Source organism: Natronomonas sp. (assembly GCF_047616845.1).
Lineage (GTDB): Archaea > Halobacteriota > Halobacteria > Halobacteriales > Haloarculaceae > Natronomonas.
Window position 1 is genome coordinate 37752 of the sequence record NZ_JBLGBY010000007.1, and the last position, 22616, is coordinate 60367.

The following is a 22616-nucleotide window of genomic DNA, read 5'->3' on the forward strand; positions in this document are numbered from 1 at the left end:
GCCCTCAGTTCGGGTTCCGATGGTATCACCGTTCGGGCGAGTTCAACGACTCATACTGCCGGACGTAACTAATTGAACTGTAGAGCTGCTCAACCGACCTGTACTGGGGCAGAGAGGACATTTACTCAAACATGACTTTACGAACTTACGTCCGGCAGTATCAGTGGTCGTCGTCGTGGGGGTTCATCGTCGTGCCGTACTGTTCGGCGTGGTCGGTGTAGTCGATGAACCGGGGCGCGTCGGGGTCGAACGGCCGTTCGAGCGATTCGAAGGCCTTCTTCTTGTCCCAACTCTGGAGGCCGCCGATGGCGCTTCGGTCTTCGAGGTCGTGATACTCCAGTTCCGGTTCGACCAGCTCCCAGGCGTTCAGGCCCTGTTCGGTGCGGACAATGACGCTCGAGAACTCGTCGCTCGAGCCGACGGAACCCACCGTCAGGTCGGCGGCGTAGCCCGTGAAGTCAGCACACTCGTCGCAGCCTTTCAGTGCGGCGTCGTGGAAGTTCTCGATGTCCTCCTCGATGATGAGGTCGCCGTCGTGGTCGTACACCAGCATCTGTCCGTGGAGGACATCCATCTTCCCGATGTCCTCCGGCGGAATGCCGCGCTTTTCCTCCAGTTGCTCGCCCATCAACCGCCGGTAGTTGAAGTTCTTCGTGCACATCAGTGCAATCGTGTAATCGATGGCGCGAACGCCGGCTTCCTGGGCGCCGTACTCCCACTCGAAATCCTGGAGGGCGCGGATGCCCTCGATTTCACACGGCGTGCCGACGAGCGCAAGCGAGAGGTCGGTCGGGTCTTTGTCCGGGAGTTTCGCCTCCCACTGGTCGATATCGAGGTTGCCGAGGGCGAGCGTCTGATTGTAGAAACTGCCCGCGTTGGCGACGAGTTCCTCCTCTGTGGTCGCGAGGAACGACTCGGCTTTCCAGGCTTCCTCGTCGCTCTCGGTGGCGATGAGCGCGCCGTCGATCTCGCCCGTTTCGAGGAGTTTCGCGAGGACAGCCGTGACGACGCCGCCGTCCTGGGCGTTGCGCTGCCAGGCCTCGCCGACCTTCGCGGAGAACTCCGTGATTGGGTCGCCGGCGCCCGTGACGTTGTCCTCGCCGCCCGTAATCTTCCACTGTCGCTCGTAGCGCAGGCCGCCACGCGGGCAGAAATCCCAGCACAGCGAGCAGCCGGTACACATCTTCACCAGTTCGGGCAAATCGTCGTCGCCGATGCCGATGGAGTCCGAGGGGCAGGCGGCGACGCAGGTGCCACACTGGATACAGCGGCCGTCGTCGATGACCGCCTCGTCCAGTTCCATGAACCACGTCTTGTCGTCCGGCGTGTCGATATCGTTCATCTCCTCGCGAATCGAGTAGCCCGGCGTGTCGAGGTCGACGCTCTCGGGAACGCCGACGCGTTCGTCCGGAGCGCCGTTCTCGACGTCCTGGCTGACGCCCTCCGCGGGTGCGGTGAACTCGAGGCCGCCGAGGTTCCCCTCGCTGTCGACGTTCTTCGGCGTCGCGCCACCGTCGGAGCAGAGCTCCGACGGGCCCACGCTCGCTTCGCTCGCGTGGACGCCGTCGGCGGCCGCTCCGATTCCACAGCCACAGGCGCTTCCGCATCCACAGCCCTCGCTGTCGCGCTCATCGGCCCGATAGTACCGAATCGGCTTGCCGTCAGAGCGGCTCGGTTCGGAGCTATCGCTGCTGACCGAGGGCACGGTCGTTCCGTCGTTTTCGTCGACTGCTGGAACGCCCGGTAGGGGGTCGTCCGTATCGTCAAGTAGCTCCGGTGCGGCGTCGGCGGGGGCTTGCGAGGGTTCGCTGCGGTGGTTCTCACTTTGCTCACGGGTCACTTCGTTCCCCGTTCGCGATTCGTCCGAGGGTTCGCTTCGCTCACCCTCGCTAGTCATCACTGGCCACCTCCTCTTCCGGGACGCCGCCGGAAACGTTCGCGTCGGCTTCCTGCATCACGGTTCGGAGCCGGTCGTTGTCGACGCGACGGCACCACTCGTAGAAGCGCTCGTCGTCCTCGCGTTCGTCGGAGTAGGCCGCAAAGAGTTGTTCGAGCGCCGGAATCACGGCGTCTGCGGGCACCGCGTGTTCGACCCAATCCAGGAACTCGTTGTCGGCGCCGAGCGAGCCACCGAGGCCGAAATCCATCCCCTCGACCAGCGCGGTTCCCTCCTCGTTCTGGGCGTGCTCGGGGTCTCGCGGCTCGGTTCCCTCACCGCTCGACCGTTCCGAGACGCTCCGCGCCTCGCGATCCTCCACGGCGACCGTCTCGCCGCGGAAGCCGATATCCGCGATTTGCGGTTGGGCGCACGACGCCGAGCAGCCGGACATGTGCATCCGGACGACGTCGAGATCGTCGGGCGTGTCGATGCGGTCGTCGAGCGCCGTCGCCCACCGGCGGACGCGGTTCTTCGTCTCGATGATGCCGTAGTTGCAGAACTCCGAGCCGGTACAGCCGACGGCGCCCCGAGAGAAGGGGCCGGGGTCGGGCTGGTACTGTTCGGCGAACGGTTCCGCGAGCAGGTCGGCGATGTTCTCCTCGGGAACGTGCGTGATGAGGAAGTTCTGGTCGGTCGCGAGGCGAATCGAGGCCTCGTCGGTGCCGTATCGGTTGGCGGCGCGGGCGGCCGCGGCGAACTCGTCGCCACCCATCCGGCCCGCGATGACGTTGAACCCGATGTACTTCAGGCCGTCCTGCTTCTGGTCATGGACGCCGACGTGGTCGCCGGTGTACCCCTCCGTCAGGTCGACACCGCGCTCCCGGAGGTCGACCGTACAGCGGTCGCGAACGGCCGCCTCGAAGTTGTCGGCGCCCATCTGCTCGACGAGATAGCGCATCCGGCAGACGCCGCGGTTGTTGCGGTCGCCCAGTTCCTTGAACGTCTGTGCGACGGCGCGACAGAACTCCACGGCGTCTTCGGGCTGGATGAATACGTCGAGATTCGAGGCCATGCGCGGGCCGTCGGAGAGGCCGCCGCCGACGCGGGCGTGGAAGCCGTAGTAATCCTCGCCACCGTCGGACGAGTCCGACGAGCCTCCGGCTTCGCCGGAGACATCGATTCGCTTGCGGGCAGGGACGAGGCCAACGTCGTTGATCTGTGATTGAGCGCAGTCCTCCCGACAGCCCGTGATGGTCATCTTGAACTTCCGCGGGAGGTTCGCATACTCGCGGTTCTCGGTGAAGAAGTCGGAGACGGCGTCGATGACGGGCTGGGCGTCGAAGCACTCGTGGTCGTCGATGCCGGCCGTCGGACAGCCGAGGACGTTCCGCGCGGAGTCGCCACAGCCCTGGATTGTCGTCAGCCCCACCTCGTCGTAGCGCGACCAGATTTCCGGGACATCCTCGACCTCGATCCAGTGTTTCTGGATGTCCTGTCGGGTCGTGATATCGAGGAAGGCGTCACCCCAGATGTCGTTCTGCTCGACGCCGCCGTACTCCTCGGGCGCGGTGGCGTACTCCTCGGCCACCTCGCCGATGACCTCGGCCTGCTCGGTCGTGAGATAACCGCCTGGCACCTTCGTCCGCATCATGAAGTAACCGCGCTGGCGGCCGTGGGCGTACATGCCAGCCCATTTGAGCCGCTCCCACTCGCCGTCGCCGGCCTCCGCCTCGATCTCGTCGAACGTCATCCCGGCCTCTGCGTACCGCTTTACGTCCTCGATGACGTCGAGGGGGTGTTTCTCCTGTTTCCACTGCTCGACTGTGTTCATGTGAAACTCACCCGTGTTACACTATATCCAGGGTTTCTCGAACCACATGTAATCGCGGCTCACGGCCAGTGGTGACACAGCCTCCCGAAAGAAGATATTCTTGCTTGTTTCGGTGACGAATATTGGAGGATTGACGAGCTACTCTGAGCTATAGAGAGCCGCTACTGCCGCTCTACGGCCATCTGTAGTGACAATCGTGCGTCGTGTGTCCGCATAGCACGAAGAGTCGCGTAATTCGGCTGCAATCTATCGAATCTGCGATACGAATTGGGTAGATATACCGGCAACAATCACTGCCTTTCAGTATCAGTCGGCGGGCCCGGCTTCCGGCCGGTACTCGCGGCTGATGGCCTTCCATTTGCCCGTCGTGAAGCGATAGTAGTTGAGCGCCGCCGGCACCGCCGTTTCGGCGATAAAGGCGAGATACAGACCGTGAAGAACCTCGGGGACAAGCCCCGAGGCTTCGCCGTTTTGACCGCACGCCCAAAAACGGGCCATGCCGTCGCAGGCGAATGTAATTCCTCTCGACCTCCCCGAGATGGGTCGGCTGGAATTAACACCCGAACGCTCGATGCGTCCGTGAGGGTCGGCGGCTCCACCCCGCCCGACGACACCCGTCGCACCACGCCGAAGACGCGGGTTTTGAGAGGTGTCGCATTTCCCCGCAACTGCCGGCAGTTGCTTCGGATTAAGGTCTTTAACCCACGTCGCAACTGTGTGTGCCGATATGGTGGGATTGGTAATAAGTGTACGGCCTTCACCCTCGGGGTCAAGCCCCGAGGCACTCGGCCTGCCCCGCCTGTAGATACCCAGCGGCGTCGTCGCGCCGAGATAGGTCAGCGGAATGGAACAGCCGAACATCCCGACCGCCTGGCTCAGGAACGGCCAGCGCGTGTCGCCGGAGGCATCGAGCGGGCCGGCAGCACCACCGGAAACACCCTGCAGGATGACCGCAAAGCTGGCCACCCGAACGAGGTCGGCGGCGATGGGGACGGACGGAGAGGCCGGGTCATCGACGAACAGCGTCACGATGGGGTCGGCGAAGGCGAAGACGAGCGCCGCAGCGACGAGGTAGACGGCGACCGAGAAACGGATGATTTCGCGGCCGTAGGCTTCGGCGGTTGCCTCGTCGCCGGTGCCGAGTTCCTGGCCGACGAGACTGGAGGAGGCCAGCCCGAAGCCCCAGCCGGGCGTGTTCATCAGCCCCCAGACGCGCCGGGCGATGACGAACGCCGAAACCACGTCCTGCCCGAAGATGTCGAGGATGGCGAACATCGGGAACTCCGCGACCGTCCACACGAGGTTCCGGCCCATCACCGGCAGGCCGATGGCGACGAGGTCGGAGACGGTGCCCGCATCGACGTAGTTGCCGACGGGGTCGATTGTGACGGGAAACTCGCCGGCACCGGGAAACCGCCCGACTGTGAGGCCGATGGCGAAGGCGGTGGTGACGCCGACGTTCGAAAGCACCGTCCCGAGCGCCGCGCCGACGACACCCATGCCGAGCCCGAAGATGAGGACGGCGTTGATGGCGATATTGGCGACGGCACCGCCGGCCCGCAACACCATCGCGGTGTAGGCGTCGTCGGTGCCGACGAGCGTGCGGCTGCCGACGAGGTTCAGGCCGGCAAAGGGGATGCCGAACGCGACGACGCGGAGATACTCACCGCCGAGGCGGACGACGGTCGCGTCGCTGCTCAACAGACCGATAAGCTCCGGAGCGAACGCCCGGAACGCGACGACGATGGGCAGCGACGCGACGACAACGAGGAAGACACTGGAGCGGACGGCCAAGCCGAGTTCCTCGTAGGCGTCGGCGCCGAACCGCTGGCTGACGAGGGCGATGGTGCCGCCGGCGACGCCGCCGCCGATGGAGAAGGCCAACCCCCAGAAGGGCCCAGCGATACCGACGCCGGCGATGGCGGCCGACCCGACGCCGACGCCGACCATCGCCACGTCGACCGCGTTCTTCGACATCCGGGCGATGCCGGTGACGATGCGCGGCCACGCGAGGTCGGTCGTTCGGCGTGCCCGCTCCTCGGTGATGAGGCCGACACGCGAGAGGGCAAGCCCGATGGCGAGTATCGCCAGTCGAAAGAGGTTCGGGACGCGAGACACGGCTACTGGATTAACTGACTGGTCAGTCAGGCAAATGTCTTATCGTTCCGGTCGGTTCGACGGTGTGTAGGTTATCGCTCCGACAGCCGCTCGGAGACGCGCACGTAGGCTGTCTCGACGGGCCTGACCTCGCCGGTTTGGCGGCGGTATTCGACTGTGAGCCGGTAAGCGCCGAAGTAGGCGACGACGGTGATGCTCTCGGGCGGCCCATTGGCTCTCCGACCCCGTGCGGCGGAAAGAAGCTATCGGCTACGATGACTCGATACGGAGGACGAGACGGTACGGCGTCCCCTCACGGCGTGCCTCGGTCACGACGTCTTCGGTTCGACCGGCCAACTCGACGCCGATGTGGCTCTCGATTCGGTCACCGACCTCGCGAAGGCCCGCAGATGGCCCCGGATTGCCGCTGTCTTCGGCCCAGTCGACGCAGGTCTCGACGTGCTCGTCATCGATGGCCGTCTCGACGACGGCGTTCGCCGACGTGGAGAGTTCGTCGGGCGACAGCGGGAGGGAGTCATCGACCGACTCGACCGCTGAAAGCGACAGCCGATACGTCGCCCCCGGACAGCTCGGCCCCGACGTTGTGAGACAGCCCGAAACCGGGGTGCCGGCGGCGGTCGCGAACGCGGCCGCGAGCACGCGGCGACGCGTCGGTGACATACCCCCGAATCGGCCGCGAGCCGCGAAGTGCCTTGCGATGGGCCGCGGCTCTGCCGCCGGCCGTCCGGCGGCGACCACGCTCGTTCGCTCCGCCAATCAGCGTGTTTCTCGTCGATAGCATCGGGTCGGCGATGGTCGATGCCACAGTCATAACACATCGCTACGAGGGGTATCGCCGCCGACATCGGGCGTGCGGTTCCGTTCTGAGCGTCTCGAACGGCGAGGATTGCAAGAGAGTTATAGGACGCGAACGCTGTTGACACCTGTATGCGACGAATCGTAGCGGGGCTGCTCTGTGTATTGCTCGTCTCGACGGCCGGCTGTGCCGGCATCGTCAGCGACAGTCTGACATTCGAGGCCGGCGAGACGCTCGTCGATAATCAGACGGCTGCCGACGCCGGCTACGAACTCGAATCGGCCGAAACCCAGGTGTTCAACGAGACGGCCTCGGCCGGCGGCCAGGAAGTACAGGTCGTCGCCGAGAGCCACATGGCGCGCTATCAGAAAGCCGGCGAGGGGACGAACCCGGCTGCCTTCGGCGTCATCACGACGCCGAGCGCGTCGGTCGCGGGCCAGAACCTGAATCCGCTCCTCCGGCTGAACGAAACGCAGCTCCTCAAGCGGGTCGCCGGCCGGGAGAACGTCAGTTTCGAACGACAGGGCGAATACGCGGTCTCGCCGTTCGGCGAGACGACGAACGTGACCGTCTACCGCGCGAAAAGCGAGGGTGAGAAACCCGACGCGTACGTCCACATCGCCCAGCGCTCCCCGCCGGGTACCGACGACGTGGTCTTGGCGTACGCCACCTATCCGGTCGCGACCGACGACAGCGAGCGGGCCGCGGTCAAGCAGCTGTTCAGCGGGCTCGAACACACCTCCAACAGCAACGAGACGGCGACGCCCACATGAGACAGCCAACACGCCGTCGGTTCCTCGCGGCGACAACAGGGCTTGCAGCCGGCCTGGCCGGATGTTCGACCGGCCGTCGAGAGCCGGCCAATCCCGTCACGCCAGCGGCGTCCGACGGCGACCGTGACTCCCGATACACGGCCGCCTACGACGCGACTATCGACTCCGTCGCGTTCGTCAGAAGTGCCGACGGCAGCGGCTCCGGCTTCGCCTTCGGCGACTACATCGTCACGAACCAACACGTCGTTGCCGGCGCCGACCAGGTCGAGGTTCGGTTTCGGCAGGGCGAGTGGCGCACGGCGGGCGTCACCGCGACGGATGTCTACGCCGACCTCGCCGTCCTCTCGACGAACCCACCCGACTACGCACGGCCCCTGCAGTTCGTCGACCGGATTCCGCCGGTCGGCAGCGAAGTGCTCGCGCTCGGCAGTCCCTTCGGCCTCGAGTCGTCCGTTTCGACCGGCATCATCAGCGGCAAGAACCGTGCGCTGCCGAGCCCGACCGGCTTCTCGATTCCGAACACCGTCCAGACCGACGCCGGACTCGACCCCGGCAACAGCGGCGGCCCGCTCGTCACACTCGATGGAGAGGTGACCGGCGTCGCCGTCGCCAGCGCGGGCACGAGCATCGGGTTCGCCGTCTCGCCGCTGCTGGCCCGCCGCGTCCTCCCGGAGCTCATCGAGACCGGCAGCTACGACCATCCGTATCTCGGCATCTCGCTGCTTTCGGTGACGCCGACCATCGCCGAGGCGAACGGCCTCTCGGAGGTGCGCGGCGTCCTCGTCGTCGACGTGCTCGACGAAGGGCCGGAGAACCAGACGCTCCGTGGCTCCGACGGCGAGACGGTCGTCGACGGCCGCCGCGTGCCGACCGGCGGCGACGTCCTCATCGAACTCGCGGGCACCACAATCAACTCCAACACCGAACTCGGGACGACGCTCGCACTAGAGTTGTCGCCGGGCGACCGAGTCGGTGCGACGGTCATCCGCGACGGCGAGCGCCGGGAGATCCAGGTGCCCATCGGTTCCCGTCCCGGTCCCGAGACGTAACGCGAGAACCTTTATCTCGCTCGCAGCCGACTCGTCATATATGTCAGAAACCCGTTCGCTCACTTTCGAGAGCGCCGGCGCTAAGTGTGCTGCTGACCTGTATCTCCCGGACGTCGAGGAGCCGCCCGTGGTCGTGATGGCTCACGGGTTCGGCGCCGAGCGGTCGTTCCGGCTGCCGGCCTTCGCCGAACGGTTCGTCGACCGCGGGCTCGCCGTCCTCCTGTTCGATTACCGTGGATTCGGCGACTCCGAGGGCGACGACCAGCTCGTCGACCCCTTCGAGCACCGCACCGACTGGCTCGCGGCCGTTGACGAGGCCGCCGACCTCGATGCCGTGGACGGCGACCTAATCGGCCTGTGGGGCACCTCTTTTAGCGGCGGCCACGTCATCGAGACAGCCGCCCGACGCGACGTGGACGCCGTCTCCTCGCAGGTGCCGTTCGTCTCCGGGCCGGCAACGCTGCTCCATCTCGCTCGCACCTCGGGACTCGACTACCCGCTTGCAGCCACCAAACACGGCCTCAAAGACGCCGCACGCGGCCTGTTGCGCCGGGAGCCACACACCGTCCCCATCGTCGCGTCGACCGAGGAGTTCGGGATGCTGAACTCGCCCGGCGCCGAGGAGGGGTATTACTCCATCGTCCCCGGAGACAGCGACTGGGAGAACGCCTGCCCGGCCCGCATCGCGCTGAAGGTGCCGCTGTACCGCCCGATCGGGCGAGCCGACGACGTGGACGCGCCCGTCTTCCTCGGCATCGCGGAGGGTGACAACATCGTGCCGCCGTCGGCGGCCGAACGGCTGGGCCAGCGACTCGACCACGTCGAGGTGTTCCGGCTCGACTGTGGCCATTTCGACCCCTACGATGGCAGCGAGTTCGAGCACATCTCGGACGCACAAGGGGCCTTCTTCGAGCGCCACCTGCTATAATCAGATGTCGGCGTACGTTTCCGCGAACTCGATGAGTTCCTCGCTCGTGCCAGTCTCGCCCTGCAGGGCGTAGTAGCTCGCACAGCAGTTGCCGAGCGCGAGGGCGTCGCCGAGGTCGAGCTCCTCGCCGGCCGCGAGGGCGTGGGCGAGGCCGGCGCTGAAGCGGTCACCGCCGCCGGTCTGTCGAACCGGGTCTTTCGGACCGATGTTGGGCACCGCAAGGGTGGTGTCCCGCGTCGCCGCTGTCGCGGCGTGTTCCTCGTGTCGGACGACGCCGGACACCCCGATTTCGGGTCGAACCGCCCCCGGCTCGTCGGCAACGCCGAACGCGTCGGCGACGGCGGTCAACTCCCGGCCGTTGAGGCTGACGTACACCGGGAGAGTGTCGTCGAGCGCCGAAAGCGCCGCACAGCAGTCCCGGAGGGCGTCGCGTGCCGCGGTCGTCACGTCACCGGGGTCGACAACGAAGATACCCTCGTCGAGTCGGTCGGCCAGCGCGGCCAGCGATTCGGTCATGCCGTCGACGGACGCCCAGTTACCGCAGAAGTAGGCCTCAGCCGACGGGACGGTGTCGAACGCCTCGTGCGTCCAGTTGGCGACGGCGTCGCTGATCGTTGCGTACGTGAGGTCGCCGTCCTCGAACTCGTGGATATCGACGCGGGTGGGTTCGCCGAACGAGTGGGTCTCGAAGGGAAACGTGAGTCGGGGATCGTCGAGGCAGCCGTCGAGGCGGACGGAATCGCCGAGCGCGTGGGCCTGTTCGGCGGCGTTGACCGCCTGGCCGCCGGTGTCGACGATGCGCTGTGGCGCGCGAAACTCACGGGAACGGGCGCCGGTGATGCGCTCGCGGAACTCCGCTTTCGTGAGCCACCGGCGGTCGGCGTCGGTGATTCGATAGTAGGTGTCGACGCTGCCGTCCGGAAACGCCGCGAACCGGACGTCAGTCTCGACCAGCGACGGCACGGCACCGTACATACGAGACGCGACAGGCCCGCCGGTGAAAGGCCTGCCGGCTTTATGTACCACGGCATCATATCACTCAACATGAACGTACTCGTGCCCATCGACGGATCGGCACCGGCAAACGTAGCGCTCGACCACGCCTTCGAGCAGTTCGGTGATGACGCGCTCACCGCGCTCTACGTGATGGATCCGGTCGACGGCGCGACGACGTGGGGGCCGGGGAGCGCCGAAAACTGGCTCTCCGCCGCCGAAGATCGCGCCGAGTCGGTGCTCGAAGCAGCCGACGACCGGGCCGCCACTACCGGCCACAGTCTTGACACTGATTCGGTCGTCGGCCGGCCGGCACGGGCCATCGTCGAGTACGCCGAGGAGCACGAGTTCGACCACATCGTCATCGGCAGCCACGGCCGAGATGGCATCACGCGCGTCCTGCTCGGCAGCGTCGCCGAAACCGTCATCCGGCGCTCTCCCGTTCCGGTGACGGTCGTCCGGCATCGGGAGTGAAAGACGTGGGCGCGGGGCTGAGTTTATATACCATCGTGGCTCAGTCCGCATATGGGATTTCTCACCAGCCTCAAAAACGGCTGGACGCTATCGGTCGATAGCATCCACGTCCTCCGCGATTATCCGAAGCTGCTGGCGTTTCCGGCAATCAGCGGCGTTCTTCTTCGTGTTCCTGTATCTGGGCGTCTTCGTCGCCGGCTTCATCGGTAGCGGCGCCGAGCTCGTCGCGCTGTTCGTGCTCTACTTCGTGACGACGTTCGTGGCGTCGTTCTTCACCGCCGCGCTGGTGTATGCGACAAACGACGCCTTCCACGGGACGGAACCCTCCATCGAGCGGTCGCTCCGGGCCGCCTGGCGGATGAAAGGCCCCATCGCCATCTGGTCGCTCATCGCAGCGACGGTGAGCCTCATCATCCGGCGGCTCGAACAGTCGAACAGCCCACTCTCCGGCATCGTCGCAGCCATCTTCTCGCTCGGGTGGGCCGTCACGACGTTCTTCATCATCCCTGTCATCGTCTTCGAGGACGTCGATGTCAAGTCGATGTTCACCCGGAGCGCTGAGACGTTCAAGGAGACGTGGGGTGAGACGCTCGGGGCCGGCCTCGGCCTCGGCATCATCCAGGTGCTGCTCGCCCTCGGCGCCATCCTGCTCGCCATCGTGGTGTTCATCGTTGTCGGCTCCGTCTCGACCGGTGCCGGACTCGTGAGTGGCCTGTTCGTCGTTCTCGTCGGCCTCCTTTCGGCGTTCCTCATCGGCCAGACCATCCAGGGTATCGCGAAGACGGCGCTGTATCTTTACGCCCGCGAGGGAACGGTGCCCGAGGAGTTCACTGACTTCGATTTCGAGACGCTCGGCGGCAGTACAGAGGAGCGAGGGACGCCGAAGAACGACCGCGTCGAGGGCAACATCTGAGCGGTACGCGAGGAGCTTCTGTTGGGGCGCTGACGCGCCCGCATCGCCTTCCTGCCGGCGTACCGAAACCCATAAAGTTCGGACTCGCCCAGATGTAGACGAGCCGAGGTAGCCTAGCCCGGCCAAGGCGGTTGCTTCGAGAGCAACTGTCCGTCAGGACTCGTGAGTTCAAATCTCACCCTCGGCGCTTTCTGTCGCGGAACGACCCGACCGGCGATTCGCCCGCCGAACTCGGCCGGCAAATATCGCCACCTTCTTGCGCGGGTGCCGCCCGGGTTCGGACATGAACGTCGTCGATAACACGCTGGGCATCGACATCGGCGCCTTCCTCTCGCGGCCACTTTTCGGCCACCTCGCGACACACGACCCTGCCGGCCCCCGCGATTCGCCCGTCTGGTATCTCTGGGAGGACGATATCGCCTGGATACTCGGGGACAGCGCCACGGACACGTTCCCCGCACGCATCGACCGGGAGCCGGCGTGTTCGCTGGGCGTCGTCGATTTCGATGCCCAGCGGGGGCTCGTCCAGCACGTCGGTATTCGCGGTGCAGGTACCGTCGAACCGTTCGACCGCGACATCGCTGAACGGCTGCTGGCGCGCTATCTCGGACCCGACGTCGGGGACTGGGACGACCGCTTCTCGGGATACGTCTCGAACCCGACAGAGACGGCGCTCTTGGTGCGGTTGGAACCCGATACTGTCGTCGCGCGCGACCAGTCGTACGCGCCGGCGCCGGTCAGGCGGTAATCAGACGCCGCCGTCGTAGTCGCCGCCACCGGTTCGGTCTTCAGCGAACCCGCCGCGGATGGCGATCCAGCCGATGACGGAGATGAAAAGGATCGGCGGCATCAACAGGAACCCCCACAGCGGGTCGAGCCCCCACTGCATGATGAGAAGGACGTTCCCGACGCCGAGGGCGACGAACGGGAGGATGATGGCCGTTGCAGCTTTCCGGCCTTTCTCGAACCCGGCCGTTTCCGCGTCCTCGGCCTCGTTGCTCATACCCCCTGTTCGGTCTCGAATGAGAAAAACGCCCTGTTCGGCGACGCCGGAACCGATTACAGGATGCCGAGCGCGCTGCCGACGCGATAGCTGACCTTCGCGGCACCGACTTTCACCTTGTTCGTGAAGCCAACGCCCTCAACGGTGACCTCATCGGAGTTGTAGGCTTCGAGACCGGCCGCCTTCGGGTCGTCAGCGTTCGCGACCTCGTTGATGGTCTCCTCGTCGGTCGAGACGTGGATGGTCGGGTCATCCGAGCCCTCTTTGAGCTCCTGTATCCGTGCCTGCTCGTCGGTGACCGCCGTGTACGTCTGGGCGGTACCGTCGCTTGCCTCGACGGAGATTTCGACCCGCTCGTCGGCGAAGCGGTTCTTGATGACGTCGGGCACCTGGTCAATGTTGTCGTTGTACGTTTCCGCGACTGTTTCGGCGTCCTGGTCGGCTGTCTGGGCCGTCGCGGGCACCGCCGCGGCCGCGAGGCCGACCGTCATGAGGACGGCGAGTATGATTGATACCGATGTTCGCATACACGAGTACAACCGTTCAGTGGTTATGTTCTTTCTGGCTGTTACACCAGCATCGACGGCCACAAACTCTAAACGGTTATTTTCTGTGTTAACAGTTGACGAATCGAAAGAGCTACTCGCCGCGGAACGTCGGTTCGCGGTCTTCGATACGGGCTTCGAACCCTTCGCGGTAGTCTTCGGTATCGTCGAGTTCACGGCCGAGTGCCCGCTCGTATTCGAGGCCGTGTTCCAGCGGCGTTTCGAGGGCCGAATTGAGCGCCTGCTTTGCGTTCCGCAGGCCCAGTGGCGCGTTCTCACAGAGCCTGTCGGCGAAGGCCTTCGCGCGCTCGTCGACATCCTCCGGGGCGCAGACCTCGTGTACCAGGCCACAGTCCCGCGCCTCCTCGGGGTCGATGAACTCGCCCGTGAGGACGAGCTCTTTGGCCTTCGAGAGGCCGACGAGTCGCGGGAGTCGCTGTGTCGCGCCGCCGTGGGGGAACGTGCCGAGTTTCACCTCGATGACGCCGTAGGTGGCCTCGTTACCGATGACGCGGAAATCGCAGGGCAGCGTCAGTTCGAACGCGCCGGCTGGCGCCGCCGCCTTGATGCCCGCAACGACGGGCTGGCGGGCGGTTTCGATGGCGTCGAGCAACGCGGGGAAGACATCGCGGTTGATGTCCGAGTCCGCTTCGACGCGCTGGCGCATCATGTGTAAGTCCATCCCGGCACAGAAGACGGGGCCCTCGCCGAGCAGCGTGATGGCTCGCACGTCCTCGTTTTCGCTCACCTGCTCGAAGGCACTCGTCAGGTCGCGCATGAGCGCCTCGTTCATCGCGTTGCGCTTCTCCGGGCGCGAAAGGTAGACGTCCGCTCTGTGCTCGTGTGTCTCGACGGCCGCAAGACCGCTGCCAATCGATTCCATACCCGCGACTGCGCGGCAACGGGCTTAAAAATCAGGGGCTGCAGATGGTTACGAAATGTTACCGTCCGGAGGCGACGCCCGAGACGGCCTCACCGAGATTCGAGATAGAGCCGCTCAGGAAATCGCTAATCGAGCCGAGGATATCCTCGACGAAGTTCGGCACCGGGTCGGGGAGGTCGCTCGGCGGGCCCGCATCGCCGCTTTCGCTGTCGTTCGGCTGTGCGGTCACGGCGCCCGCAGCGCCGACGAGCAGGACGCTCGCCGCAAGCACTGCGAGTACGATTGCTTTCAGTTGCATCGTAGCCACTCGTACCGCTCGGAGGCATATGTACCGTCGAGACAGTTCCGAACCGTCCCTGGCCGTTCACCCCGTTCAGGCCGCTACGGGCCGATTTTCGCGGGAATAAACAGTTCGAACGATATTGAACACGGCTCAGAGCTCCGAGAACGCGGCCTGTTCGCCCGGTAACTCGGCTTCGTTGCCGCGAAGCCGGCTTCGGCGGGCCAACAGATACCCGTCAGCCGGCCCCTCGTCAAGCGGGTGGGCATCCTGTACCCACAGCGTTCGTCCCTGTGGACTCACCTCGCGCGCCCACTCGCGGGCGAGGGGCTTCGAGTCGAAGCGTCTGAGCCGGCCCTCCTCGGCGACCCACTCGCCGGCGTCGCGGCTCACCCTGCGCGCAGAAGGTTTGACGGCCACGACGTAGGGGTCGCCCATACCCCCGTGGTCGTGGCTGGAGGCGAAAAGCTTTGGTGACGCTCTCCCGATTGATAGATGATGGCACACGAGGCGACCGTCCACGGCCTCGGAATCAGCGTCGACGACGGTGGTGAGGAGGGTGCACCCGTGGTCGTCCTTCATGCACGGGGGGAGGCACTGCCGATATTCATCAGCGCCGACCAGGCGAAGTCCATCTCACACGCCCTGGAAGACCGGCCGTTCAAGCGGCCGCTGACCCACGATCTGTTCGTCGAGATGCTCACGGAGTTCGGCGGCGCAATCGACCGGGTGCGTATTGACGACCTCTCGGAGCACACCTTCCTCGCGAAAATCGACGCCGAACGCTACGCTGGCGGCGAGCGCGAATCGGTCGTCATCGACGCGCGGCCGAGCGACGCCATCGCCATCGCGCTCCGCGTCGACTGCCCCGTTCTCATCAGCGACGCGGTTCTCGATGAAGCCGGCCAGCCGCCCGAAGCGTTCGAAATCGAGTGATTACAGCGCCTCTGGGTCGAACGGACGGTTCATCGCCTCCCAGTCCTCGTCCATCGTATCGCGGGTGTCGACGTACGCCTCCAGGCCGTTGCCTGCGGGGTCATCGAAGTACAGCGCCTTGCTGATGCCGTGGTCGACCGGTGAAGCCGCCACACCGCGCTCTTCGAGGTCGTGGTACAGTTCTTTCAGCGCATCCGTATCATCGAGTTCGAAAGCGGCGTGATACAGGCCGACGCCCGGCCCGGCGGCCGGTGCGTCCCCGCCGAGTCCCTGCAGCGCGATGTCGTGGTGGTGGTCGCCGAACGTCAAGAAGGCGTAGCTCCCGACGCGTTCCGTGACGTCGAGCCCGAAGAGCCCAGTGTAAAATTCGAGCGCGCGCTCCACGTCGCGAACCTTGAGATGGACGTGACCGAGATGGGGTGCCATACCGGGGCTATGCGACGGAGCCACTTATTCGTCCTCCGCGTACCGCTCGGCGGCCGACTCGAAGCCGAACTCGCCGTGTTCTTTCGAGCGTCGACCCTCCGCTTCCGCGATGGCCTCGGGGTCGGGCGAGACGTCGTCGTCGATGCGCGCCCACGAATCGTGAATCTTTGCGTGACACCACCGGCAGAGAAACACCGTTATCTCATGTGAGAGTTCCTCGTCGTCCGATTCCGAGTCGTTCGCGTCGGCGGCGTATTTGAGATGGTGTTCCTCCAACAGCGGCCGTTCGTCCTCGTGGGCGAGCCGGCGTTCTTCGAGGCCACACCGGATGCACTCCCGCGAGCGCTGGCGGGCACGGAACTGCGGGCAGTCGCTCCACTCCCACTCGCCTTCGGGGTCGGCTGCGGGGCATCGAAGGTCGTCGGCCTGCCGTTCTCGGGCGAATTCGGGGTCGTTGTGGCCGTGTTCGACGGCGTAGCGGCACCGCCCGTCGTCCGTCAGATAATCGCAGCGCTCGACGGGTTCGTAGGGGTCGTCGACGCCGACCGAGGTGCCCTGCGGCGTCTTCTCCATAGCCGAGTTGTGGCGTCGTCGGGTTTCAATTCTCGGGTCACCCACGCGAGCCTTTTTGCCCGAACCCGAACCAACGGGAATTGTGCGCGTCGTCCACGACCCCGTCGGGAAAGAGCGCCCCCTCGCCACGAACGTCGAGGTAGCCGATGGTATCCTCTCGAAGGCGCTCGGGCTGATGTTCCGGCGGTCGGTACCCGACGACTACGCGCTGGTGTTCCACTTCTCCCGCGTGCGGACGCGCGGACTGCACATGGTGGGTGTTCCGTTCGACATCGACGCCGTCTGGCTCGTCGACGAGGAGGTACAGCAGGTCGAGCGACTCTCGGCGTGGACGGGCCACGGGCGAGCGAAGGCGGACACCGTCCTCGAACTGCCCGCCGGAGCCGCCGCGGAGGTCGAGGACGGCGATAGCCTCCGAATCGAAGGGATATAGCGGTTCTCCGGTGGCTCTGGCGAAACGTGTGCCAACCCGCAAGTTAATCAGGGGCCACACCAATACCTTCAGTGTACCCATGCCGAACTCCGATACGGCAGAGGATAGAGTAAGTCGCCGCAAGGCGGCTGGTCGAGAAATTCGACCGCTCATCTAACACAGAGGATTCTACCGTGACCAGTTTATTCGGGGAGCACCCAGCGACTGCTCCGCTCGAAGAGTGTGACGTACAGTTCTTAGATACGACGCTGCGCGACGGCGAGCAGGCGCCGGGCATCTCACTGTCGCCCGAGGAGAAAGCCGACATCGCGATGGCGCTCGACGAGGCGAACGTCTCGGTCATCGAGGCCGGCAGCGCCTGCACCGGGCCGGGCGAGCGAGAGACCATCTCGCACGTCACCGACCTCGGCCTCGACGCCCGCATCACGAGTTTCGCCCGCGGCGTCCGAAACGACATCGACCTCGCCCTCGACTGTGATGTCGATGGTGTCAACCTCGTCGTGCCCGCAAGCGACCGCCACGTCGAAGGGAAGGTCGATAGCACCCACGAGGAGGTCGTGGCGAAGACCGTCGACCTCGTCGAGTACGCCACCGACCACGGGCTGTGGGTCGAGGTGCTCGGCGAGGACGGCTCCCGTGCCGACCTCGATTTCTTGGAGGAGCTGATGGGCGCGGCGATGGACGCGGGCGCCGACCGCATCTGCTGTCCGGACACCGTCGGCCACGCGACGCCCGACCGGATGCTCGACATCTACTCACGGCTCTCGGATATCGGGCCGACGTCGACGCACACCCACGACGACCTCGGGCTTGCGGTCACGAACGCCCTCGTCGGCGTCGCCGCGGGCGCCGACCTCGTCCACGGCACCATCAACGGCATCGGCGAACGTGCCGGCAACGTCGCCATCGAGGAGGTCGCAATCGCGCTCGACCACGGCTACGGCGTCGAGACGCTCCAAACCGAGAAGCTCTACGACCTCGGCCAGCTCGTCTCCTCGTCGACGGGCGTGCCGCTGGCGCCGAACAAGGCCGTCGTCGGCGAGAACGCCTTCACCCACGAGTCGGGCATCCACACCGACGGCACGCTGAAAGACGACGCGATGTACGAACCGTATCCGCCCGAGAAGGTGGGCCGGGAGCGCCGCCTCGTCCTCGGAAAACACGCCGGCCGGGCCGGTGTGGAGGCCGCCCTCTCCGAACACGGCATCGACGTCGATGGCGACGAACTGGGCGAGGTCGTCGCCCGCGTGAAGGAACTCGGCGACCGCGGCAAACGCGTCACCGACGCCGACCTCCTGACCATCGCCGAGGAGGTGCAGGATCGTGAGCACGAACGCCGGGTCGAACTCATCGACCTCACTGCGGCCTCCGGCAGCGGCACGCCGACCGCCTCCGTCCGGCTCGAAGTCGATGGCGAGGAGCACGTCGCCTCCGGCACGGGGTCGGGGCCGGTCGATGCCGCCATCGCCGCCGTCCGGTCGGCGCTCGGCACCGCCGCCGACGCCCAACTTGACTCCTATCACGTCGACGCCATCACCGGCGGCACCGACGCCGTCGTCACCGTCGAGGTCGAGATGTCGCGTGGCGACCACTCAGTCACCGTCGCGGCCTCCGACGCCGACATCACCACCGCCTCGGTTCGGGCGATGATCGACGCCCTCGACCGCCTGCTCGCGGACGAGGAGACGCCGGTACTGGCCGACGATTAAATCGAAGCGGTCGCATCGGCTATCACGAATCGACTCCGTCGCCCGTCTCGCAGTGTGTTCACAGGCGTTTCAGACCCTTTTTACGCCGCGACACGGTACGGACACTCAATGACGCGAATCGTCGTGGTTGACAACCACGGGCAGTTTACGCATCTCGAACACCGGACGCTCCGCGACCTAGGCGTTGACACCGAAATCGTCGACAACGACACGCCACCCGAGGAGGTCGAGGCTGACGGCATCGTTCTCTCCGGTGGCCCCTCGATGGAACGGATCGGCCACTCGCCCGAGTATCTCGACAGCGACGTTCCCGTCCTCGGCATCTGTCTCGGTATGCAGCTCATCGCCGAGGAGCTGGGCGGTACCGTCGGCTCGGGTGATTACGGCGGCTACGCCGACGTGACTGTCGAAATCGAAGACAGTGATGACCCGTTCGTGGGGTCGCTCGCACCCCGGACGCGGGTGTGGGCGAGCCACGCCGACGAGGTCAAGCAGGTGCCCGAGGGCTTCGTCCGCACCGGCCACAGCGACGTCTGTGACGTCGAATCGATGAGCGACACCGACCGCGACCTCTACGGCGTCCAGTGGCATCCCGAGGTCGCCCACACCGAGGAGGGCGAGGAGGTCTTCGAGAACTTCCTTGATCTCTGCGAGAAGTCGGCCTGACGTCGGCTCCGTCGCTTCGAGCGTTTTAACCTCGCTCCGCTCTCCCGTTCGGTAATGACGCAGACCCAGGGCGACCTGGCGGCGCTGTCCCGGTTCGTCTTCCGGGCGCCGGACTGGTCGGCCAGCCTCTTCTTCGCGCTTCTCATCGCCGCTATCGCCGGCGTCGGGGCCTTCGATTACCGGTTCATCCTCGACGACGTCTATCAGGGGATGGTGTACATCGGCGTGCCGACGGTCGTGGCCGCCTTCACGACGCCGTGGGTCGACGCCCGCCTCGACGGCCGGCTGACGTACAATCGCTCGGCGCTGCTCGCGCTCATCTGTGAGGCGATCATCGTCGTCTTCCTCGCCTGCGCGGCCGCCGTCGCCGCAGTGACTACCCTCGGGCAGGATCTCGTCTTCGACGTCCTCATCGTCGCCTTGGCCTCCATCTTCGCGTTCCGGCTGTTCGTCATCATGGCTGTCTCCCGACAGTCGTTGCTCGTCGCGACGATTCCCGCAAGCATCCAGACGGTCGCGGCCGCCGCACTCGTCTTCGTCTACAGCGGCACCGTCCGATATCTGGAGGTCGACGGCCCACTCATCGAGGTCTTCTTCGGTCGCACGGCGCTTTCGCCCGCGGGACTCGTCGCCATCGAACCGGTCGATTTCGCGCTGCTCGGCGCGCTCTGTGTTCTGTATGCGCTTGCCGTACACCTGTTCTTGGTCACCATCGACCGCCCGTGGCGACAGAGCCTCGGGGTCTCCGTGCTCGATTTCATCGGCGGCTTCATCGGCCACATCGCCGAGGGAACCCGGGAACTGGAGAGTTTCTTCGAACAGCTGGGCGAAGACGCCATCGTCCCGGTGACGGTGCTCGGCATCCGCCGCGAAGACGGCACCGAGAAAGCACGGTTCGTCCTCCCGATGGTACATCCCGGGCCGATGGGTGAAATCGGGGGTGGCAATCTCCCCGAGCGCATCGCACGGGGGGCAGAAGGGCTCGCGTTCCCGCCCCATGCGACGGCCGGCCACGACTTCAATCTCGTCACCGAACGGGAGGTCGAGACGCTGCTCGAGGCCGCCGAGGCCGCCCACGGCCGTATCGAATATAGCAACGAAGCGACACGGGGATTCCGCGAGCAGGAGGGCGAATCGAAACTGCTCGGGCAGGCAGTGGGCGACGACGCACTCGTCGTCGGCACGCACGCGCCGGCATTCGCCGACGACGTGGATTTCTCCGTCGGCCTCTCGACGGCCTCAGAGGCCCGCGTCTCCGGCATCGACGACGTGCTGCTCGTCGACGCCCATAACAGCCACGGCGGGCTCGAAAACGGCGGGAGTGACCTGGGCCACGTCGTTCCCGGCTCACAGCGCTCCTTCGATATGATGACGGCCGCCGGTCGGCTCGGGGAGACGCTTGCGGCCGCCGACCGCCGCCCGCTCCGAGTCGGCGTCGCCTGGTCACCGACCGAGTGGGAGCCGGCGGAGGGCATCGGCCCGCTCGGTGTTCGCGTCGCCATCTTCGAAGCCGGCGCGACGGAAGACGAGCCGCCGCACCGCACCGCCTACGTGCTCATCGACGGCAACAACATGGTGCCCGGGCTTCGCGAGACGCTGCTCGACGCCATCGACGCCGACGAGGCGGAGGTGATGACCACGGACACCCACATCGTGAACACCATCGAGGCGGACAATCGGGTCGGCGACGCTATCGACGAATCGGCGCTCGTCGCGCTCGTCGAGGAGCTCGTTGAGAAAGCGACCGACGACCTCGAACCCGTCGAGGCTGGAATGGCGGCAGAACAGGCCGAAGTGACGGTGTTCGGCAACGACCGCACGGAGACGCTCGCCTCGACGGCCAACGCGATGTTGCAGATGGGCGGCGCGTTGCTACTCCTCGTCGTTGGTGCGGCGATGGCCGTCAGCTTGCTGCTGTTTCTGGCGGCCTAAGAGTCGGCTTCGTCGAACAGTTCGTCGACGGCGGCTTCGGCCGCATCGACGGCTTCCTGTGCGACGGCAGCGGGGTCGGGGTCGTCAGGTGCGTTGATATAGACGTCGACGGCGAGTTCGCCGTCCTCGAACCGCACTGTCACGTCGAGATCGTGGATGTTGGACTGCTTGTATCGCGAGAGGACAATCCCCTCAGCAGCATCCGACGCGGCTTCGACGACTTCCTCGTCGGTCGGTTCCTCGGGCACGGCCGATTAGGCGCCGCCTGCGCCGGGGCCGCCGGGGCCCATCGGGCCGCCACCGCCGCCCTGGAGCATCTGCTGGAGCTCTTCCTGCAGGCTCTCGAACTGCTCTTGAACGCGGTCTTCCTGTTTCTGGAGGGTTTCGACGCGGACTTCGAGGCTGTCGGCCTTCTCCTCGAGGTCTTCGTAGGCCTCGTCGTACCCCGTCTCGATGAGGAGTTCGCCGACTTCACGGTACATCTGGGTGTCGCCCTCGACGTTGTCGAGGGTCTGCAGAGCCGTCTTGGACTCCTGCAGCTGCGTCTCTGCTTGCTGTTTCTGCTGTGCGACTTGCTGTGCCGTCTCCTGAAGATCCTGGAGCTCTTCGATTTTCTCCTGGGCCTCCGGCGGTAGGTTACCCTGCATACTGGAACCGTCGTTCTCGGTACGGAAAAACCCCCACATTCCATTCTCCGGGGGCTGCGCCGGTGACGCAGCCCCGCCGACCGGCGGTTTTTCGTGGGAACGGCGACCGTTATGCAGTGGGTTCCGAGCCGGAATCAACCATCCGCTCTGCGACCTCGACGAGCGTGCTCCAGGTGTTCAACCCGGCCCGAAGCGCGACGAGGTCGTCGGCGTCGACGTCGATGCGAACCTCGCTGTCGATGTGGGTCACGTCGGCGGTTGTTCGGTTGCCCTCGATCTCGTCGACCTCTTGGGAGACGGCGGTCGCGACCAGCGCAGCCGCTTCCGGGCTATCGTAGCTGAAAAGCAGTTCGGCCGTATGCACGGGCCTGCGTTACTGGACTTCGACTTCCTTGATGTCGCGACTGCGCTCCTTCAGGAGGACGCGGTGGCCGCAGTACGGACAGCGCACGCCGCCGTACTCGTCGAGTTCGACATCGCGCTTACAGCGGGAGCACTTGTAGCTCATGGATTACTCGTTGTCTTCGCCGAGTGCCGCGCGGATGGAGCGGCGGACGGTTGTGCCAGCGGGCGTCTGCGGTCGGTAGGCGCCGCCGGTGAACTTCTCGCCGGTCTCCTCGTTGACCCAGATGCCGGTGCCGAGGCGCTTGACGCTGTCGCCGTCGACGGTCGCTTGTTCTGTATCCTCTTCGATCTCGGCGACGCGGCGGCGGGCGACGCGCCCGTAGCGTGCACCGAAGCGGCCGGCGCTCCCGGTTTTGCCTCTCTTGGCCATAGTACCATATATTCCAGCCAGCGAAGTGATAAACCCCACGTTTTCCGGCGGCTA

Annotated in this window: 28 protein-coding genes and 1 tRNA gene; 12 read left to right on the forward strand and 17 right to left on the reverse strand. The window is 65.7% G+C overall.

The features are described from left to right. Window positions 1–160: 160 nt before the first annotated feature. From ACI8UR_RS02675 to ACI8UR_RS02690, 4 genes are all read right to left on the reverse strand, one after another. On the reverse strand, window positions 161–1897 hold the full coding sequence (locus ACI8UR_RS02675; protein ID WP_411716184.1) for a Coenzyme F420 hydrogenase/dehydrogenase, beta subunit C-terminal domain: 1737 nt from the start codon (window positions 1895–1897) through the stop codon (window positions 161–163). Continuing rightward, the gene (locus tag ACI8UR_RS02680; protein WP_411716185.1) at window positions 1890–3710 is read right to left on the reverse strand and encodes a nitrite/sulfite reductase; all 1821 of its coding nucleotides are present in this window, start codon (window positions 3708–3710) and stop codon (window positions 1890–1892) included. Before ACI8UR_RS02680 ends, ACI8UR_RS02675 begins: the two co-directional genes overlap by 8 nt. Before the next feature lie 306 nt (window positions 3711–4016). After that, the gene (locus tag ACI8UR_RS02685; RefSeq protein ID WP_415087523.1) at window positions 4017–5828 is read right to left on the reverse strand and encodes an MATE family efflux transporter; all 1812 of its coding nucleotides are present in this window, start codon (window positions 5826–5828) and stop codon (window positions 4017–4019) included. A 249-nt stretch (window positions 5829–6077) separates the two neighbouring features. Further along, window positions 6078–6488 (reverse strand): hypothetical protein, encoded by a 411-nt coding sequence (locus ACI8UR_RS02690; protein WP_411714883.1) that lies wholly within the window; start codon window positions 6486–6488, stop codon window positions 6078–6080. 267 nt (window positions 6489–6755) lie between these two features. On the opposite strand from ACI8UR_RS02690, the gene ACI8UR_RS02695 reads away from it, so the two are divergent. The 3 genes from ACI8UR_RS02695 to ACI8UR_RS02705 are packed head-to-tail and all read left to right on the forward strand — an operon-like array spanning window position 6756 to window position 9374. Beyond that, a complete protein-coding gene (locus ACI8UR_RS02695) occupies window positions 6756–7397 on the forward strand; it encodes a DUF6517 family protein (RefSeq protein ID WP_411714884.1) in 642 nt (213 codons plus the stop codon). Continuing rightward, on the forward strand, window positions 7394–8446 hold the full coding sequence (locus ACI8UR_RS02700; protein WP_411714885.1) for a S1C family serine protease: 1053 nt from the start codon (window positions 7394–7396) through the stop codon (window positions 8444–8446). The genes ACI8UR_RS02695 and ACI8UR_RS02700 overlap by 4 nt, the downstream gene beginning before the upstream one ends. Before the next feature lie 40 nt (window positions 8447–8486). After that, on the forward strand, window positions 8487–9374 hold the full coding sequence (locus ACI8UR_RS02705; RefSeq protein ID WP_411714886.1) for an alpha/beta hydrolase: 888 nt from the start codon (window positions 8487–8489) through the stop codon (window positions 9372–9374). Here the strand turns inward: ACI8UR_RS02705 and ACI8UR_RS02710 are convergent, their stop codons facing one another. Further along, window positions 9375–10349: a PfkB family carbohydrate kinase gene (locus ACI8UR_RS02710; RefSeq protein ID WP_411714887.1), complete on the reverse strand. Its 975-nt coding sequence runs from the start codon at window positions 10347–10349 to the stop codon at window positions 9375–9377. Between the two features lie 69 nt (window positions 10350–10418). Here ACI8UR_RS02710 and ACI8UR_RS02715 point away from each other — a divergent pair, with 69 nt between their 5' ends. The 4 genes from ACI8UR_RS02715 (at window position 10419) to ACI8UR_RS02730 (ending at window position 12502) form a co-directional block, all read left to right on the forward strand. After that, window positions 10419–10841, forward strand: coding sequence for a universal stress protein (locus tag ACI8UR_RS02715; protein ID WP_411714888.1), 423 nt, complete (start codon window positions 10419–10421; stop codon window positions 10839–10841). A 166-nt stretch (window positions 10842–11007) separates the two neighbouring features. Next, window positions 11008–11754, forward strand: a complete 747-nt coding sequence (locus tag ACI8UR_RS02720; RefSeq protein ID WP_411714889.1) for a DUF6159 family protein — start codon at window positions 11008–11010, stop codon at window positions 11752–11754. Between the two features lie 102 nt (window positions 11755–11856). Further along, window positions 11857–11941: transfer RNA gene (locus tag ACI8UR_RS02725), tRNA-Ser, on the forward strand. A gap of 96 nt (window positions 11942–12037) precedes the next feature. After that, on the forward strand, window positions 12038–12502 hold the full coding sequence (locus ACI8UR_RS02730; RefSeq protein ID WP_411714890.1) for a pyridoxamine 5'-phosphate oxidase family protein: 465 nt from the start codon (window positions 12038–12040) through the stop codon (window positions 12500–12502). Here ACI8UR_RS02730 and ACI8UR_RS02735 read toward each other — a convergent pair whose 3' ends face one another. From ACI8UR_RS02735 to ACI8UR_RS02755, 5 genes are all read right to left on the reverse strand, one after another. Further along, the gene (locus ACI8UR_RS02735) at window positions 12503–12757 is read right to left on the reverse strand and encodes a hypothetical protein (protein ID WP_411714891.1); all 255 of its coding nucleotides are present in this window, start codon (window positions 12755–12757) and stop codon (window positions 12503–12505) included. A gap of 56 nt (window positions 12758–12813) precedes the next feature. Then, window positions 12814–13284, reverse strand: coding sequence for a hypothetical protein (locus ACI8UR_RS02740; protein WP_411714892.1), 471 nt, complete (start codon window positions 13282–13284; stop codon window positions 12814–12816). A gap of 112 nt (window positions 13285–13396) precedes the next feature. Then, window positions 13397–14185 carry an enoyl-CoA hydratase/isomerase family protein gene (locus ACI8UR_RS02745; RefSeq protein WP_411714893.1) on the reverse strand — a complete coding sequence of 263 codons (789 nt, stop codon included), beginning with the start codon at window positions 14183–14185 and terminating at the stop codon, window positions 13397–13399. A 58-nt stretch (window positions 14186–14243) separates the two neighbouring features. After that, window positions 14244–14483, reverse strand: a complete 240-nt coding sequence (locus ACI8UR_RS02750; RefSeq protein WP_411714894.1) for a hypothetical protein — start codon at window positions 14481–14483, stop codon at window positions 14244–14246. 135 nt (window positions 14484–14618) lie between these two features. Further along, window positions 14619–14903, reverse strand: coding sequence for a hypothetical protein (locus ACI8UR_RS02755; protein WP_411714895.1), 285 nt, complete (start codon window positions 14901–14903; stop codon window positions 14619–14621). A 60-nt stretch (window positions 14904–14963) separates the two neighbouring features. On the opposite strand from ACI8UR_RS02755, the gene ACI8UR_RS02760 reads away from it, so the two are divergent. Further along, a complete protein-coding gene (locus ACI8UR_RS02760) occupies window positions 14964–15401 on the forward strand; it encodes a bifunctional nuclease family protein (RefSeq protein ID WP_411714896.1) in 438 nt (145 codons plus the stop codon). Here the strand turns inward: ACI8UR_RS02760 and ACI8UR_RS02765 are convergent, their stop codons facing one another. After that, entirely contained in the window at window positions 15402–15827 is a 426-nt protein-coding gene (locus ACI8UR_RS02765) for a VOC family protein (RefSeq protein WP_411714897.1), read from the reverse strand. A gap of 24 nt (window positions 15828–15851) precedes the next feature. After that, window positions 15852–16400 carry a hypothetical protein gene (locus tag ACI8UR_RS02770; protein ID WP_411714898.1) on the reverse strand — a complete coding sequence of 183 codons (549 nt, stop codon included), beginning with the start codon at window positions 16398–16400 and terminating at the stop codon, window positions 15852–15854. A gap of 82 nt (window positions 16401–16482) precedes the next feature. Between ACI8UR_RS02770 and ACI8UR_RS02775 the strand changes: the two genes are divergently transcribed. From ACI8UR_RS02775 to ACI8UR_RS02790, 4 genes are all read left to right on the forward strand, one after another. After that, complete coding sequence (locus tag ACI8UR_RS02775) at window positions 16483–16833, forward strand: DUF192 domain-containing protein (RefSeq protein ID WP_411714899.1); 351 nt, start codon at window positions 16483–16485, stop codon at window positions 16831–16833. 173 nt (window positions 16834–17006) lie between these two features. Continuing rightward, window positions 17007–18542 (forward strand): (R)-citramalate synthase, encoded by a 1536-nt coding sequence (locus tag ACI8UR_RS02780; protein ID WP_411714900.1) that lies wholly within the window; start codon window positions 17007–17009, stop codon window positions 18540–18542. Between the two features lie 108 nt (window positions 18543–18650). Then, on the forward strand, window positions 18651–19208 hold the full coding sequence (locus ACI8UR_RS02785) for a GMP synthase subunit A (RefSeq protein ID WP_411714901.1): 558 nt from the start codon (window positions 18651–18653) through the stop codon (window positions 19206–19208). A 54-nt stretch (window positions 19209–19262) separates the two neighbouring features. Further along, window positions 19263–21140 (forward strand): DUF2070 family protein, encoded by a 1878-nt coding sequence (locus ACI8UR_RS02790; RefSeq protein ID WP_415087524.1) that lies wholly within the window; start codon window positions 19263–19265, stop codon window positions 21138–21140. Here the strand turns inward: ACI8UR_RS02790 and ACI8UR_RS02795 are convergent. From ACI8UR_RS02795 to ACI8UR_RS02815, 5 genes are all read right to left on the reverse strand, one after another. After that, window positions 21137–21388, reverse strand: coding sequence for a DUF3194 domain-containing protein (locus ACI8UR_RS02795; RefSeq protein ID WP_415087525.1), 252 nt, complete (start codon window positions 21386–21388; stop codon window positions 21137–21139). The genes ACI8UR_RS02790 and ACI8UR_RS02795 overlap by 4 nt on opposite strands. Window positions 21389–21394: 6 nt before the next feature. Beyond that, a complete protein-coding gene (locus ACI8UR_RS02800; protein ID WP_415087526.1) occupies window positions 21395–21787 on the reverse strand; it encodes a prefoldin subunit beta in 393 nt (130 codons plus the stop codon). Between the two features lie 109 nt (window positions 21788–21896). After that, window positions 21897–22151 carry a KEOPS complex subunit Pcc1 gene (locus ACI8UR_RS02805; protein ID WP_415087527.1) on the reverse strand — a complete coding sequence of 85 codons (255 nt, stop codon included), beginning with the start codon at window positions 22149–22151 and terminating at the stop codon, window positions 21897–21899. Window positions 22152–22160: 9 nt separating this feature from the next. Further along, on the reverse strand, window positions 22161–22295 hold the full coding sequence (locus ACI8UR_RS02810) for a DNA-directed RNA polymerase subunit P (RefSeq protein ID WP_159527059.1): 135 nt from the start codon (window positions 22293–22295) through the stop codon (window positions 22161–22163). 3 nt (window positions 22296–22298) lie between these two features. Then, window positions 22299–22562, reverse strand: a complete 264-nt coding sequence (locus tag ACI8UR_RS02815) for a 50S ribosomal protein L37ae (RefSeq protein WP_415087528.1) — start codon at window positions 22560–22562, stop codon at window positions 22299–22301. Between the last annotated feature and the right edge of the window lie 54 nt (window positions 22563–22616).